At 69.0% G+C, this 14424-nt stretch carries 13 protein-coding genes; 5 read left to right on the plus strand and 8 right to left on the minus strand.

Features of this window, described 5'->3' with window-relative positions:
• Positions 1-75 precede the first annotated feature (75 nt).
• The 5 genes from cydC to AC1RIF_RS03990 form a co-directional block, all read right to left on the minus strand.
• The gene (gene cydC / locus AC1RIF_RS03970; RefSeq protein ID WP_492600046.1) at positions 76-1803 is read right to left on the minus strand and encodes a thiol reductant ABC exporter subunit CydC; all 1728 of its coding nucleotides are present in this window, start codon (positions 1801-1803) and stop codon (positions 76-78) included.
• Positions 1800-3539 (minus strand): thiol reductant ABC exporter subunit CydD, encoded by a 1740-nt coding sequence (cydD, locus tag AC1RIF_RS03975; RefSeq protein ID WP_492600047.1) that lies wholly within the window; start codon positions 3537-3539, stop codon positions 1800-1802. Before cydD ends, cydC begins: the two co-directional genes overlap by 4 nt.
• Positions 3539-4573, minus strand: coding sequence for a cytochrome d ubiquinol oxidase subunit II (cydB, locus tag AC1RIF_RS03980; RefSeq protein ID WP_492600048.1), 1035 nt, complete (start codon positions 4571-4573; stop codon positions 3539-3541). Before cydB ends, cydD begins: the two co-directional genes overlap by 1 nt.
• Positions 4574-4583: 10 nt before the next feature.
• Entirely contained in the window at positions 4584-6101 is a 1518-nt protein-coding gene (locus tag AC1RIF_RS03985) for a cytochrome ubiquinol oxidase subunit I (protein ID WP_492600049.1), read from the minus strand.
• 157 nt (positions 6102-6258) lie between these two features.
• On the minus strand, positions 6259-7128 hold the full coding sequence (locus tag AC1RIF_RS03990) for an aminodeoxychorismate lyase (RefSeq protein WP_492600050.1): 870 nt from the start codon (positions 7126-7128) through the stop codon (positions 6259-6261).
• Positions 7129-7212: 84 nt separating this feature from the next.
• Between AC1RIF_RS03990 and ygfZ the strand changes: the two genes are divergently transcribed.
• The 4 genes from ygfZ to AC1RIF_RS04010 all read left to right on the plus strand — a co-directional run bounded on the left by ygfZ (position 7213) and on the right by AC1RIF_RS04010 (position 10352).
• Positions 7213-8343, plus strand: a complete 1131-nt coding sequence (gene ygfZ / locus AC1RIF_RS03995; RefSeq protein WP_492600051.1) for a CAF17-like 4Fe-4S cluster assembly/insertion protein YgfZ — start codon at positions 7213-7215, stop codon at positions 8341-8343.
• A complete protein-coding gene (locus tag AC1RIF_RS04000) occupies positions 8340-9002 on the plus strand; it encodes an MOSC domain-containing protein (protein ID WP_492600052.1) in 663 nt (220 codons plus the stop codon). Before ygfZ ends, AC1RIF_RS04000 begins: the two co-directional genes overlap by 4 nt.
• A complete protein-coding gene (locus AC1RIF_RS04005) occupies positions 8999-9952 on the plus strand; it encodes an asparaginase (RefSeq protein WP_492600053.1) in 954 nt (317 codons plus the stop codon). The genes AC1RIF_RS04000 and AC1RIF_RS04005 overlap by 4 nt, the downstream gene beginning before the upstream one ends.
• A 184-nt stretch (positions 9953-10136) precedes the next feature.
• Positions 10137-10352, plus strand: a complete 216-nt coding sequence (locus AC1RIF_RS04010) for a DUF3073 domain-containing protein (protein WP_492600054.1) — start codon at positions 10137-10139, stop codon at positions 10350-10352.
• Positions 10353-10595: 243 nt separating this feature from the next.
• Here the strand turns inward: AC1RIF_RS04010 and purM are convergent, their stop codons facing one another.
• From purM to AC1RIF_RS04025, 3 genes are all read right to left on the minus strand, one after another.
• Positions 10596-11675: a phosphoribosylformylglycinamidine cyclo-ligase gene (gene purM, locus AC1RIF_RS04015; RefSeq protein ID WP_114720750.1), complete on the minus strand. Its 1080-nt coding sequence runs from the start codon at positions 11673-11675 to the stop codon at positions 10596-10598.
• A 147-nt stretch (positions 11676-11822) separates the two neighbouring features.
• Entirely contained in the window at positions 11823-13406 is a 1584-nt protein-coding gene (gene purF / locus AC1RIF_RS04020) for an amidophosphoribosyltransferase (RefSeq protein ID WP_492600055.1), read from the minus strand.
• A 118-nt stretch (positions 13407-13524) separates the two neighbouring features.
• Positions 13525-13911, minus strand: coding sequence for a sterol carrier family protein (locus tag AC1RIF_RS04025; protein WP_492600056.1), 387 nt, complete (start codon positions 13909-13911; stop codon positions 13525-13527).
• Between the two features lie 69 nt (positions 13912-13980).
• On the opposite strand from AC1RIF_RS04025, the gene AC1RIF_RS04030 reads away from it, so the two are divergent.
• Positions 13981-14421 (plus strand): PPOX class F420-dependent oxidoreductase, encoded by a 441-nt coding sequence (locus tag AC1RIF_RS04030; protein ID WP_492600057.1) that lies wholly within the window; start codon positions 13981-13983, stop codon positions 14419-14421.
• Positions 14422-14424 lie beyond the last annotated feature (3 nt).

The raw sequence follows: 14424 nt of genomic DNA on the forward strand, positions 1-14424 counted from the left end.
GGAACGACGATTACCCGCCTCGCCTAGAACATGTTCCACATTTGGGTCCGGACATGCCGGCGGCGTCGCCCGTGCTCAGGCGTGCTGCGCCGGATCCAGTCCGACATTCTCACTGACACGATCCCCATCACGACCGGTTCCGTTACCGACGGTCACAACGCGATCGGCGCCAACGTCCGGCGGCAACTGATGCGTGACGAGGACCACGGTCCGGTCCCGATCGACCAACCCACCGTCCCGTTCGAGCAGCGCCCGCTGGATCTTCGCGCCGTCTGCCGCGTCCAGGTGCTCGGTCGGCTCGTCCAGCAAGAGCACCCGTGCGGGCGAGACGAGGGCGCGGGCCAGCAGCAGGCGTCGGCGCTGGCCACCGGAGACCGCCCGCGCGCCGCCACCCAGCGGCGTGTGCACGCCACGCGGCAACTGAGCCACCCACTCCCCCAGCCCCACGGATCGCAACACGTCGACAGCGCTCTCCTCGTCCAGGTCGCCGCGGGCCACACGCAGATTCTCGAGGACCGACGTGTCGAACAGATGCGCGTCCTCGGCGAAGAAACCGACGTCGTGACGCAACGCGTCGGACCGGAGCCGCGCGACAGGGATTCCGTCGAGCGACACGGTGCCGTCGATCGGTGGCAGCAAACCTGCCAGCGTCATGAGCAGCGTGGTCTTGCCCGCTCCGCTCCCACCGACGACGGCCACTCGCGCCCCCGGCGCCAGATCCAGGTCCACGGGCGCGGTCACCTTCTCGCCGCCCGGCCAGCCACACCGCAACCGCTCGGCACGAACCCGACCCGGACCCGACGGCACCTCGACTCCCTCGGATACCGAATCACCGGCCCGGTCGAGCAGCGCCAGGATCCGACCCGACGCGATCCGCGCCCGGGTCAGGGCGAGTGCGGCCGCCGGCAGCGCCCCGGTCGCCTCGAACGCGGCGAGCGGCACGAGCACCAGGATCGCCAACGACATCGGCGTCATCGCGCCCGACGTGCCACCGTCCGGCCCGTACAGCGTGATACCGATGAGCAGCGACCCCAGCACGCTGGCCCCGATCGCGAGCGGCGTCGCAGCCGCTGCGAATGCCGAGGGCAGAGCGGCGCGGTCGGTGGCCCGCACCGCATCACGATTCGTGGCCTCCGCACTGACGAGCACGTCGTCGAGGCGTCCGGCCACCCGTAACTCGGCCGCATGGTCGAGTGCGGTCACCGCCGTCTCGCTGAACAGCGCCGTCGCTGCAGCGCTGTTCGATTCCGCGATTCGCGACGCGCGCGCCGACAGCCACGGCGCCAGCACCCCCGATACGGCGAGGGCGACGGCGAGGACGAGCGCGGCGGCCGGCGAGATGAGTCCGAGCAGGACGACGGCGGACACCGCCATGATCGCGGCGACGGCGATCGGGATCAACGCCCGCACGACGACGTCACCGAGTGCGTCGACGTCGGCGCCGGTGCGGGCCAACAGGTCACCGCGCCGGAGTCCCGAGGCCGCGGCCGGGTCACCGTCCGCGAGTCGGCGGTAGATCACCGTCCGCGCCGACGTGGTGCCGCGCAACGCGGCATCGTGCGTCGCGAGGCGTTCGAGGTACCGGAAGACACCCCGGGAGATGCCGAGTGCGCGCACGGCGACGACCGCGACCGTCAGGTCGAGCACGGGCGGCATCTGCCACGCCTTGGTGATCAACCACGCGGACAACGCGGCCAGCGCCAGCGCACTACCGAGCGTTGCGACACCCGCGGCGATCGCGGCAACCACGCGTCGCGGCTCGAGATCCAGCAGCCGTATCGCCCGCACCAGGTCACTGTTCATGGTGCAGCGCTCCCCGCATCCTCGTCGGCCACGACGTCCTGTCGCGCCGCGACCTCGATCACCCGATCCCCCACCGCCAGCACCGTCGGCCGATGCCCCACGATCACGACTGTGCGGCCGTGGCGGGCGAGCTCACGTAGCGAATTCAACACTGTCCGTTCGGTTTCTTCGTCGAGGTGCGCGGTCGGCTCGTCGAGCAGCAGCACCGGCCGCGAGGACACCAGCAGCCGGGTGAGGGCCAACCGCTGCCGTTGTCCGAGCGAGAGCCCCAGTCCCCCGGCGCCGACGACGGTGTCCCATCCGCGCGGCAACTCCGCCAGCACCTCGTCGAATCCGGTTGCCCGGCATGCCTGCTGCAGTTGCTCGGCGTGCGTGTCGATGTCGCCGACGAGGGCCAGGTTCTCGGCGAGGGTGCCCGGGACGATCACCGGATGCTGGGGCAGCCACGCGATCTGCGACCACCAGCCGGCCGGGTCCAGGTCGCGGACGTCGGTACCGTCGATCCGGACCGATCCCGCGTCAGGGTCGGTCAACCCCAGAATTGCCTGCAGGGCAGTGGACTTTCCGGACCCGTTGGCACCGGTCAGTACGGTCACCGCTCCGGGCTGGCAGCTCGCATCCAATCGGTCCGGCGCCGTCCCGGAGCGGGACTGCACGCTCACGCCCGTCAATTCGACGACGGCACCGTCGGCCACCACCGTGCGGGTTCCGTTCGGCCGCTGCTCGGCAGCCTCGTCGAGCACGCCGAACGCCTTGGTCGCGGCGGCGACACCGTCCTCCGCGGCATGGAACTGAGTGCCGACCATGCGCAGCGGCAGGTACACCTCGGGCGCGAGGATCAGTGCGACGATGCCGGGTTCGAGTTCCATGTTGCCGTACACCAGGCGCAGGCCGATGCTGACGGCGATGAGCGCCACCGACAGCGTCGCCAGTAGTTCGAGCACCATCGACGACAGGAACGCGACCCGCAGCGACGACATCGTGGTCTTGCGGTGCGCCTCCCCGAGTTCGCGTACCCGCTTCGCGGGACCGCGCTCGCGGCCGAGTGCCCGCAGCGTCGGCAGGCCGGCCAGCAGGTCGAGCAGTTGCGCCGACAGACGCGTCAGCGCCGCCAGCGTCTGTTCGGACTTCCCCTTCGTGAGGACCCCGATCAGGATCATGAAGACGGGGATGAGCGGCAGCGTGACCACGACGATCATCGCCGATGTCAGGTCCTGCAGGAGGATCACGACCAGCGTCGCCGGCGTGAGTGTTGCCGCCAGGATGAGCGCGGGAAGGTAGCCCGTCAGGTACGGCTCCAAGGCGCGAACGCCACGGGTGAGCACGGTCGCGATCTCGTCGCGGCGCGGGTCGAGGGTGCGTGGTGGCATGCGGACGGCCGCCTGCAGCACCTCCACCTCGAGTTCCGCGACCACCCGATTGGCAGATCGGTGTGCGTACCGCGCCTGCAACCAGGCCACCAGGACGCGCACGGCCACTGCCGCCGCGAGCCACATCAGGTCGGTGCGCCAGTCCGCGATACTGCGCCGATCCGAGGTGATCACCCCGGCCAGGATGGTGCCGATCAGCACGGCCGAGACGATCACCATCGCGACGTTGATCGCCGACAGGACCACCGTGAGGATCAGGTAGCCACGCGCCGACGCCGAGTACTTCCACAGTCGGGGATCGACCGGTCCCCCGCGGCGCCCCGCCCGTCGACTCGACCGGGCGGGGCTGTCGATCTCGATACTCATCAGACCTTCGTGGATCCGGCCTTGCGGGTCAACCCGATCGACGGCGGGATGTGCTTGGTGGAGATCCGCTTACGGAACACCCAGTACGTCCAGCCCTGGTAGACCAGGACGATCGGCGTGAGAATCACTGCCGCCCAAGTCATCACCTTCAGGGTGTACGGGCTCGACGACGCATTCTCGATCGTCAGGTTGTACGCCTCGCTGGTGGTCGACGGCATCACGTTCGGGTACAGCGACGCGAACAGCAGCACCACGGTGGCGATCACCGCGAGCGTCGTGAACGCGAACGCCCAACCCTCGCTCTCCGCCCGGGTCAGGAACACCACCGCGATCACGGCAATGGCCGCGAGCGCCACCAGAATCCATGTCCAGTCCTTGCCGTGGGCCAGCTGCGTCCACAGCACGAACCCGCCGGCGATGGGCACCGCCGGGATGGCGAGCTTCTTCGCCAGCTCGGCTGCGTCGATCCGGACGTCGTCCGTCGTCTTGAGTGCGATGAAGACCGCACCGTGCAGGGCGAAAACGAGCGCCGTGGTGATACCGCCCAGCAGCGCATACGGATTGAGCAGGTCGAAGAAATTGGACGTGACCTTCTTGTCCGCGTTGATCGCGACACCACGAACGATGTTCGCGAACGCGACGCCCCACAGCACCGCCGGGACCCACGAGCCGATCATGATGCCCAAGTCGGCGCGGGCCCTCCACTTGTCGTCGTCGATCTTGCCGCGCCACTCGATTGCGACGACCCGCAGGATCAACGCCACCAGAATGATCAGCAGTGGTAGATAGAACCCGGAGAACAGCGTCGCGTACCAGTCGGGGAAGGCCGCGAACAGCGCACCACCACCGACGATCAACCACACCTCGTTGCCGTCCCAGACGGGTCCGATGGTGTTGAGCAGCACGCGACGACGGTTCTCCGTCTTGCCCAGGACGGGCATCAACATTCCGACACCGAAGTCGAACCCCTCGAGTACGAAGTACCCGACGAAGAGCACCGCGATGAGAATGAACCAGAATTCCTGCAGTCCCATGACGGATCTCCTAGTACGCGAACGACAGTTGCTCTTCGGCCTCCGGCTCGCCCGGTTCTCCCGGGCCGCCGGCCTTCGGCTTGGGCCCCTTGCCCGGCGGATGCAGATCGTGTGGCGACGGTCCCTCGATCGCGTAGCGACGGATCAGGTAGAACCACACGACACCCAGTGCGCCGTACAGCAGTGTGAACACCACGAGCGAGGTGACGACCAGCCCGACCGGGTGATCGGAGACGCCCTGGTCCACGGTCAATCGAATCAGGTCCACGCCGGTGGGATTGGGGTGCACCACCCAGGGCTGACGGCCCATCTCGGTGAAGATCCAGCCCGCGCTGTTGGCGAGGAACGGCGTGGGAATCGCGATGAGGCACAACCACTTGAACCATTTCTGGTCCGGGACCCGGCCACGCCGGGTGACCCACAGTCCGGCCAGCGCCAGCGCCAGCGAGCCTGCGGCGAGGCCGATCATCGCGCGGAACGACCAGTACGTGACGAACAGGTTCGGACGGTAGTTGCCGGGGCCGAACTGCTCCTCGTACTGCGCTTGCAGATCCTCGACGCCCTGCAGGGTCACGCCTTCGAACTTGCCCTCCGCGAGCCACGGCAGCACGAACGGCACCTCGAGCACGTGGGTGACGCCGTCGCAGTTGTTGTGCGTGCCGACGGTCAGGATCGAGAAGTCCGGATCGGTCTCGGTGTGACACAGCGATTCCGCGGACGCCATCTTCATGGGCTGCTGCTGGAACATCAGCTTGCCCTGGACGTCACCGGTGTAGACCAGGCCGATACCGGCGATGATCATCACGAGCATGCCCAGACGGGCAGCGGGCCGGAACATCTGGCGCGCGTCGGTGGTCAGTGTTTCGGCGTCCTCCGGCCCAGCGGTCTTGGCCTTGCGCATGTTTCGCACCATCCACCAGCCGGCGATGCCGACGACGAAGGTCGAGGCGGTGAGGAATCCGCCCGCGATGGCGTGGAAGTACGCCGCGATTGCCGTGTTGTTGGTCAGCAGCGCCCAGATGCTCTCGAGCTCGGCGCGCCCCGTTTCCGGGTTGAAGCGAGCACCGACGGGGTGCTGCATGAACGAGTTGGCGACGATGATGAAGTACGCCGAGATGTTGGCACCGATCGCCGCGATCCAGATCGCGGCCAGGTGCACGCCCTTCGGTAGCCGCCCCCAACCGAAGATCCACAATCCGAGGAACGTCGACTCCAGGAAGAAGGCAACAAGGCCTTCGAGGGCGAGCGGCGCTCCGAACACATCACCGACGAAGCGGGAGTATTCGCTCCAGTTCATGCCGAACTGGAATTCCTGCACGATGCCTGTCGCGACACCGATCGCGAAGTTGATCAGGAAGAACTTGCCGAAGAACTTGGTGAGGCGATACCAGTGATCCTTTTTCGTGATCACCCACATCGTCTGCATGATCGCGACCAGCGGGGCCAGTCCGATCGTGAGGGGAACGAAGATGAAGTGGTAGACGGTGGTGATTCCGAACTGCCACCGGGAGACATCCAAGACATCCATGGCTACTCCGAAAAGTCGGCCCGTAGGACAGGCTTCGGGGTCGAGACGTGGGCGTCCGCTCGATCCCTGTTCACAAAGTTACTGCGGGGAGAAGCTCCCCGCAGCGGATTGCTACTACGGAATGTAGTAGACCTTTCGGTCAGCGCCTAGTCCGGGCCTAGTCCGACCCCACCGTCTCGACCGCCAACTCGACCATCGAGGCCACGTCGTCGGCCGCCGGCGACATCGGCAACGACAGCCCGTCGAGGGTGTGCACACGCGCCGCCAACGTGACACTCGAGACCAGCCAGATACCCTCCGAGACAACAAGATCGACCGGATTCAAGGGTTCGTATCGACACGTGTACCCCTTGGCCGCGGCGACCTCGAACAGGGCCCGCTGCGTGGTGCCCGGAAGGATGCTCTGCTCGGGCGGCGGAGTGATCAACGTCTTACCCCGGGCGATCACGACCGTCGACCGGGGACCCTCCAGAATTCGTCCTTCACTGCTCGTGAATATGACATCGTCGACGCCCTGCGCCTGGGCATGCCTCAGGGCCGCCATGTTCGTCGCATACGACAGCGTCTTCGCCCCCGACAGCTGCCACGGCGCCGACGCCGCCAGGTCGACCGAATACCCGCGCGGCAGTGTCATGACGGAGACCCCGTCGCGCCTCGCCCGCAGCACACGCTCCGCGACCGGGCCCACCGACACGAACGCGGTCGCCGGGCCCCCGGTCTCCCGACCACGGCTGAGCAGAAGGCGCATCCACCCTTCCCGGTCGCGCCCCCACTCCCGGGCCGCGGTCTCGACGGCGCGGCGCCAGAGCCCGCGGCCCGGCAGGGGCAACTCGAGGGCGTTCGCCGATGCCTCCAGGCGGTCGAGGTGCAACCCGACCTTGCAGGCCCGCCCGTCGCGGACCAGCAGCGTCTCGAACACGCCGTCGCCGCGCACCACGGCGAGGTCGTCCACGTGCAGGAGCGGTGCGTCGGCGTCGCGCACCTGCCCGTCGAGCGTCACCAGCACGTTTCCACCCTGCCCAGCCATGTCGCCCACCATAGCCAGAACTGGCGCGACCAGCAGTTCCCTGTGTCACGCGGCGCTGTCCCCGCCCGCTCATAGAATGGGGCCGTGGCCGACATTCCGCTCGTTGCACCCAGTCCACTTCTCTCCACGCCCGGTGCGGTCCCGCCGCCGGAGGGCTCTCCGGATGCCGGCGTCGCCTGGCACTACGGCGACCCGTTCGCCGAGCAGCGTGCCGCGGTCCGCGCCGCGGCCGTCGTCGACCGGTCCCACCGGTTCGTCATCGCGATCCCCGGCGAGGAGCGGCTCACCTGGCTGCACACCATCTCCAGTCAGCACGTCGCTGCCCTTCCCGACCGATCCGGTGCCGAGAACCTCAGCCTGGACCTCAACGGCCGGATCGAGCACCACTTCGTGCAGACCGACATCGACGGCGTGACGTGGATCGACACCGAGGCCGACCGCGGCCCGGAATTGTTGAGCTTCCTGCAGAAGATGGTGTTCTGGTCCAAGGCCGAGCCGCGCGACGGCAACGACATGGCCGTGCTGAGCCTGCTGGGGCCCGACGTCGCGTCCTCCCCCGCATTCCTCGAGGCGCTCGGCGTGCCCGCACTGCCCGGCGTGTACGACGCGGCCCCGCTCGCCGGCGGCGGATTCGTGCGCCGGATGCCGTGGCCGACCGCCGACTCGTTCGACCTGGTCGTCCCGCGCAGCGACCTGAGCCGCTGGTGGTCCGTCCTCACCGCCGCCGGGGCCCGCCCGGCCGGATCGTGGGCGTTCGAGGCCCTGCGCGTCGCGGCCCTGCGCCCCCGGATCGGCGTCGACACCGACGACCGCACCATCCCCCACGAGGCCGGCTGGATCGGCGGTCCGGCCGAGCACGGCGCCGTGCACCTCGACAAGGGCTGCTACCGCGGCCAGGAGACGGTGGCCCGCGTCCACAACCTCGGCAAGCCGCCGCGTCACCTGGTGTTGCTGCACCTCGACGGCTCTGCCGAGGGTCGCCCCGAGGTGGGCGAATCGGTGACGGCGGACGGACGCGCCGTCGGCCGCATCGGCACCGTCGTCGATCACTTCGAGTGGGGGCCGATCGCGCTGGCACTGGTGAAGCGCACCGTGCCCGCCGAGACCGCGCTCGTCGCCGGGCCGTGCGCCGCCTCGATCGACGCGGACTCGGTGCCGCGGCACGACGAGGTGCAGGCGGGCCGGGCGGCCGTCGACCGGTTGCGCGGCCGGTGACGGCCGCGACGGACGGCCGCCTCGATGCGGTGTGCGTCGTGTTCGCCGAACGCGACGCACCCAGCAAGCGCGCGCCGCGCACAGCCATCGACAAGCGGCCCGTGGCGGGCCCTGTACGCGTCGGAACCGGCGGGGTGACCGGGGACCACGTCTGCGACACGAAGTTCCACGGAGGGCGCGACAAGGCGGTCTACGCCTACTCCACGGAGGAAGCCGGGCGCTGGGAGACGGAACTGGGCCGGACCCTCGCGCCGGGCTGGTTCGGCGAGAACCTTCGTATCAGTGGCGCGCCGACCACCGACGCGGTGATCGGCACCCGCTGGCGCATCGGCGGCGTCGAGCTCGAGATCACCGAGCCGCGCGTGCCGTGTGGCACCTTCGCGCACTGGGCCGGTGAACCGCGGTGGGTCAAGCGGTTCACCGAACGCGCCGACGTCGGCGCCTACCTGCGGGTGCTGACGCCCGGACACCTGCAGGCCGGCGATCCGATCGAGATCCTGTCGGTGCCCTCGCACGGGGTGACCGTCCGCGACGCGTTCGTCGGCGACGACCCCGCCCGGCTGACGCGTCTGCTCGCAGAGCAACCCGATCTCGCGGACACGGTCGAAGCACGGGTCCGGAAGTTCCTCAACCGTCTGGAAGAACAGGTGCCGTCGTGAGCGTCGAACTGGTCGAGGTCGTCCGATCCGGATTCCGCGAGTGCGTGCACCGCGGCTCGCTCGTCGTGCTGACGCCGGAGGGCACCCCCAGCCTCGAACTGGGCGAGGTCCACACGCCGATCTATCCGCGGTCGTCGAACAAGCCGATGCAGGCCGTCGCGCTGCTCCGCAGCGGGTTCGTGCCCGAATCCGGCGAGCAGCTGGCGATCGCGTCGGCGTCGCACGAGGGCGAGCTCGCGCACGTCGAACTGGTCGAGCAGTTACTCGAACGCCACGGCCTCGACGAGCGGCAGTTGCAATGCCCCCCGGACCTGCCGGCGAACGAGCTGGCCCGCGCCGAGGTGCTCGCGGCGGGTCGGCCGCCCCGGACGGTCTACATGAACTGCTCGGGCAAACACGCGGCCATGCTCGCGGCGTGCGCGGCCAACGACTGGCCGCTGGACTCGTACCTCGACCCGGCCCACCCGCTCCAGCGCATCGTGATCGCGACCATCGCCGACCTCAGCGGCGAACCCGAGACCGAACTGGGCATCGACGGCTGCGGGCTGCCGATCATCCCGCTGTCGCTGACCAATCTGGCGCGGGCGTTCTCCCGCCTGGTGACGGCCGCACCGGGATCGGCCGAGCGATCCGTCGCCGACGCGATCCGCGCGCACCCGCACCTCGTGTCGGGCACCGGCCGCGACGACGCCCGCCTGATGCCGGCGGTGCCGGGACTGCTGTGCAAGGCCGGCGCCGACGGCGTCCATGCGGGCGCGCTGCCCGACGGCACCGCCTTCGCGTTCAAGATCGACGACGGGCACGAACGGGCCCGGCTGCCGTTGACCGCAGCGCTGCTCCACCGGCTCGGCGTGACGTGGTCGGAGGACCACGCGGCGCTGGCCTCCCAGCCGGTCCTCGGTGGCGGCGCCCGTGTGGGGACGATTCGCGCCGTCCCGGGTGTGTTCTAGCCTGCAGGAATTCGCCATCACTCCAGCTCACGGGCCCTCTGAGACAAATCAGACACCACCGGGAACCATTCGTGGAGGCGGAAGCGACATTTGCACGCTAGAGTGTGGGTCAGGAAAACATCAACACTCACGCGGGGCCGCCAAATTCCCCAGGCCGCCCCGCGAAAGCGCGAGGGGGTCAGCCATGGGCCGCGGCCGGGCTAAGGCAAAGCAGACCAAGGTTGCACGGGAGCTCAAATACAGCTCTCCGTCCACGGATTTCGACAGCCTGCAACGAGAGCTCTCGAGCGGCGGTGGATCCGGCTCGTCCCGTAACGGCGGAGTCATCGCCGACAAGCGCTCCGACGAGGACAACCGCTCCCCCTGGGAGGACGACGACTACGACGATTGGCGTCGTTGACTGTCGTCCTGACCCAGTCGGACAATCGCGAATGAGGGGGAGCCCGACGGCTCCCCCTCATTCGTGGTATTTCCGTGAATTGTTCACGGCCTTCCAGCACACGTGGCGCTGACGCATCTCCGGCGTCTCGGAGCTGCACCGGCACCGCTCTGCCCGGACCGCCCGTAGAACGACGTCGTCCCCGGAACCTCGTGGAGGTTCCGGGGACGACGTCTACGTGCGGTCCCGGATCGGGACGGCCGCTCAGAAACGCGGGTGGTCGCCCAGCAGCAGTGCGCGGGCGGCGTCGGCGTCCGATGCCTTCTTGACGCTGCCGAGGGTCCAGCAGTCGATGTGGCGGGCCGTGAGCACCGCCAGGGCGCGGTCCACGTCCTCGGGCGCGACGATCGCGACCATGCCGACGCCCATGTTGAACGTCTGTTCCATCTCGGCGCGCTCGACACGACCGCGCTGCGCGATCATGGTGAACACGGGAGCGGGACTCCAGGTACCGCGGTCCAGCTCGGCGACGAGGCCCTTGGGCATCACGCGTGCGAGGTTGTTGGCGAGGCCGCCACCGGTGACGTGGCAGAAGGTGCGCACGTCGGTCTCGGCGGCCAGCGCCAGGCAGTCCTTGGCGTAGATCTTGGTGGGCTCGAGCAGCTCCTCGCCGAGGGTGCGGCCGAACTCGTCGACGTGCCCGGTCAGCGACATGCGGTCGATCTCGAGCAGCACCTTGCGGGCCAGCGAGTAACCGTTGGAGTGCAGACCCGACGCGCCCATGCCGATCACGACGTCGCCCGGACGGACACGGTCCGGCCCCAGCACCTGATCGGCCTCGACAACGCCGATGCCGGTCGCGGACAGGTCGTAGTCACCGTCGGCCATCACGCCGGGGTGCTCGGCGGTCTCGCCGCCGAGCAGCGCGCAGCCGGCCTGGATGCAGCCCTCGGCGATGCCGCCGACGATCTCGGCGACCCGCTCGGGGACGACGCGGCCGACCGCGATGTAGTCCTGCAGGAACAGCGGCTCGGCACCGCACACCACGAGGTCGTCGACGACCATCGCGACCAGGTCGAGGCCGACGGTGTCGTGCTTGTCCATGGCCTGCGCGACGGCGAGCTTGGTGCCGACGCCGTCGGTGGACGCGGCGAGCAGAGGCTCCTTGTATCCACCCTTGAGGGAGAACAGGCCGGCGAAACCACCGAGACCACCCATGACCTCGGGGCGGCTGGCCTTCTTCGCCAACGGGGCGAACAGTTCGACTGCCCGGTCGCCCGCTTCGATGTCCACTCCGGCGGCGGCGTACGAAGCGCCCTGCGTGCGGGTACTGTCCTCGGTCATTGGGTTCTGGCTCCAGCCTTGATACTCGGTGAACGTCTCAACTGCCGCATCCGCAGCGGTCGCGAATGCGTGTGCGCATGCGCAATCACCTCGATTGCGCCCTTACGCTACCGGAGTTGCTCGGGCATCCCCGGACGGTCGTGCGAACTAGGGACGGGACAGCGCGTCCGCGTTGTCGTTGTCGTGGGTGAGCGCGCTGCCCGCCGCGGACTCCAACATGCCCTCGAGGACGTTCTTGCCGATGCCCTCGTTCGGCAGCGCGATCGGGTAGGTGCCGTCGAAGCACGCGGCGCACAGGCGCGAGCGCGGCTGCTCGGTCGCGGCGACCATGCCGTCGATGGAGATGTAGCCGAGGGAATCGGCACCGATCGACCGGCGCACACCCTCGAGCATCTCGTCGAACGTGTCGGTGGTGGGCCCGCTGCCCTCGGCGCCGTTCGCGATCAGTTCGGCCGGCGACGCGAAGTCGATGCCGTAGAAGCACGGCCACTTGACCGGCGGCGACGCGATCCGGACGTGGATCTCGAGCGCACCGGCCTCGCGGAGCATCCGGATCAGCGCGCGCTGGGTGTTGCCACGGACGATCGAATCGTCGACGACGACGAGGCGCTTGCCGCGGATGACTTCCTTCAGTGGGTTGAGCTTGAGGCGGATACCCAGTTGCCGGATGGTCTGCGACGGCTGGATGAAGGTGCGGCCCACGTAGGCGTTCTTCATCAGGCCCTGGCCGTACGGGATACCCGAGCCCTGCGCGTAGCCGACCGCGGCGGGGGTACCGGACTCCGGCACCGGAATCACCAGGTCACCCTCGGCGGGGTGCTCCTTGGCGAGACGCCGACCGATCTCGACGCGGGTCGAGTGCACCGACCGGCCGGAGATGACGCTGTCCGGGCGGGCCAGGTACACGTACTCGAACACGCAGCCCTTGGGCTCCGGGTTCGCGAACCGGGACGACCGGACACCGTCGGCGTCGATCGCGAGCAGCTCGCCGGGCTCGATCTCGCGCACGAACGACGCACCGACGATGTCGAGCGCGGCGGTCTCGCTGGCGACCACCCAGCCGCGGTCGAGACGACCGAGGCACAGCGGACGGATGCCGTGCGGATCGCGCGCCGCGTACAGCGTGTGCTCGTCCATGAACGTCAGGCAGAAGGCGCCACGCAACGTCGGCAGCAGCTTCATCGCGGCCTGCTCGAGCGTGCTGTCGGCGGCGGCGTGCGCCAACAGCGCACCGACGATGTCCGAGTCGGACGTGGCCGCACCGGGACGCTTGTCGTTGATCAGTCCGGCCTCGCGGGCGCGCTGCGCCAGCTCGGCGGTGTTGACGAGGTTGCCGTTGTGGCCCAGCGCGACGCCGGTGCCGGCGGCGGTGGTGCGGAAGATCGGCTGCGCGTTCTCCCAGGTCGTGGACCCGGTGGTGGAGTAGCGGCAGTGGCCGACGGCGACGTGCCCCGGCATCGCGCCGAGGGTCTGCTCGTCGAACACCTGGCTGACCAGGCCCAGATCCTTGAACACCAGCACCTGCGCGCCGTCGGCGACGGCGATGCCGGCAGCCTCCTGGCCGCGGTGCTGGAGGGCGTACAGCCCGTAGTACGTCAGCTTGGCGACATCCTCGCCCGGCGCCCAGACACCGAAGACGCCACACTCTTCACGAGGTTCGTTCTCGTCCTCGTCTGGTGCGGTCGTAGCAAGAAGATTCCGACTGTTGACCGACAGTTCGGCACGAGTCACGGCAAGCGCTCCCTAAGGGGATTCGGTGAGGGGGGCGTGCCCCATTCTAACTACCGATCCACGCGCACTCGACCGTCGGTGTACCGGATCACTCCGATGCGACCCCCGTCACACCCGGTCACAGTCGTAGCAGTGGTAGCCAGTGGGCTATCTCTCCGGCCCGACTGCCCGACGAATCGAGCGAACCGGCACCGACGGCGTCGTCGAATCCGAGCAGCCCCGTCACCAACAGCAGCCAGGTCCGCGGGTCCGTCTCGACGACATTCGGCGGCGTGCCCCGGGTGTGCCGGGGACCCTCGATGCACTGCACCGCGACGAACGGCGGCACCCGCACCTCGACGCTGGAACCGGGTGCGATGTCCTCGAGCGTGCGCGCGCTCGATCGCACGGCGGCCGCCAGTGCGGCGCGGGCCGGCTTCGTCTCGTCCTCACCGCGCAGCCACGGCCCGACGGCGAGCAGCGCACTGCGGAGTTCGGCAGGGTCGACGGCGCGGCGGGCTGGCATGGACATCGAATCTACCGAGCCGGTCCGCGGCGACGGAACAAGCCTCCGCGCACCGCAGTTGCACCATCCATGAGCATCGAAACCAGCACCCCGCAGCCGCTGCTCGACCTCGTGGCGTCACAGAATCGAGGCACTCTCGTCACTATCAAGCGCGACGGCCGCCCGCAGCTGTCCAACGTTCTGTACGCGTGGGATCCGGGTACCGACACCGCGCGGGTCTCGGTCACCGCAGATCGCGCGAAGACCCGCAATGCCGCCCGTGATCCCCGGGTGTCACTGCACGTGAGCACGCCCGATTTCTGGGGCTACGCGGTGCTCGAAGGAGACGCCGAACTCAGCGCCGTCGCCACCGATCCGGACGACGCGGCCGCCGACGAACTCGTCGCGGTCTACCGCGCCGCCACCGGACGCGAGCACGACGACTGGGACGAGTTCCGCCGCGCGATGGTCGCGGACCGACGTCAGGTCCTGCGCATTCGCGCCGGGCGCATCTACGGGATGGCGCAGTAGCCC

The sequence above is a fragment of the Prescottella sp. GW823-FHT02E09 genome (assembly GCF_058797375.1).

Coding starts and splice junctions, on each gene's coding strand:
- cydC (WP_492600046.1), bottom strand. CDS start 1,803: ATGAACAGTGACCTGGTGCGGGCGATACGGCTGCTGGATCTCGAGCCG.
- cydD (WP_492600047.1), bottom strand. CDS start 3,539: ATGAGTATCGAGATCGACAGCCCCGCCCGGTCGAGTCGACGGGCGGGG.
- cydB (WP_492600048.1), bottom strand. CDS start 4,573: ATGGGACTGCAGGAATTCTGGTTCATTCTCATCGCGGTGCTCTTCGTC.
- AC1RIF_RS03985 (WP_492600049.1), bottom strand. CDS start 6,101: ATGGATGTCTTGGATGTCTCCCGGTGGCAGTTCGGAATCACCACCGTC.
- AC1RIF_RS03990 (WP_492600050.1), bottom strand. CDS start 7,128: ATGGCTGGGCAGGGTGGAAACGTGCTGGTGACGCTCGACGGGCAGGTG.
- AC1RIF_RS04010 (WP_492600054.1), top strand. CDS start 10,137: ATGGGCCGCGGCCGGGCTAAGGCAAAGCAGACCAAGGTTGCACGGGAG.
- purM (WP_114720750.1), bottom strand. CDS start 11,675: ATGACCGAGGACAGTACCCGCACGCAGGGCGCTTCGTACGCCGCCGCC.
- AC1RIF_RS04025 (WP_492600056.1), bottom strand. CDS start 13,911: ATGCCAGCCCGCCGCGCCGTCGACCCTGCCGAACTCCGCAGTGCGCTG.
- AC1RIF_RS04030 (WP_492600057.1), top strand. CDS start 13,981: ATGAGCATCGAAACCAGCACCCCGCAGCCGCTGCTCGACCTCGTGGCG.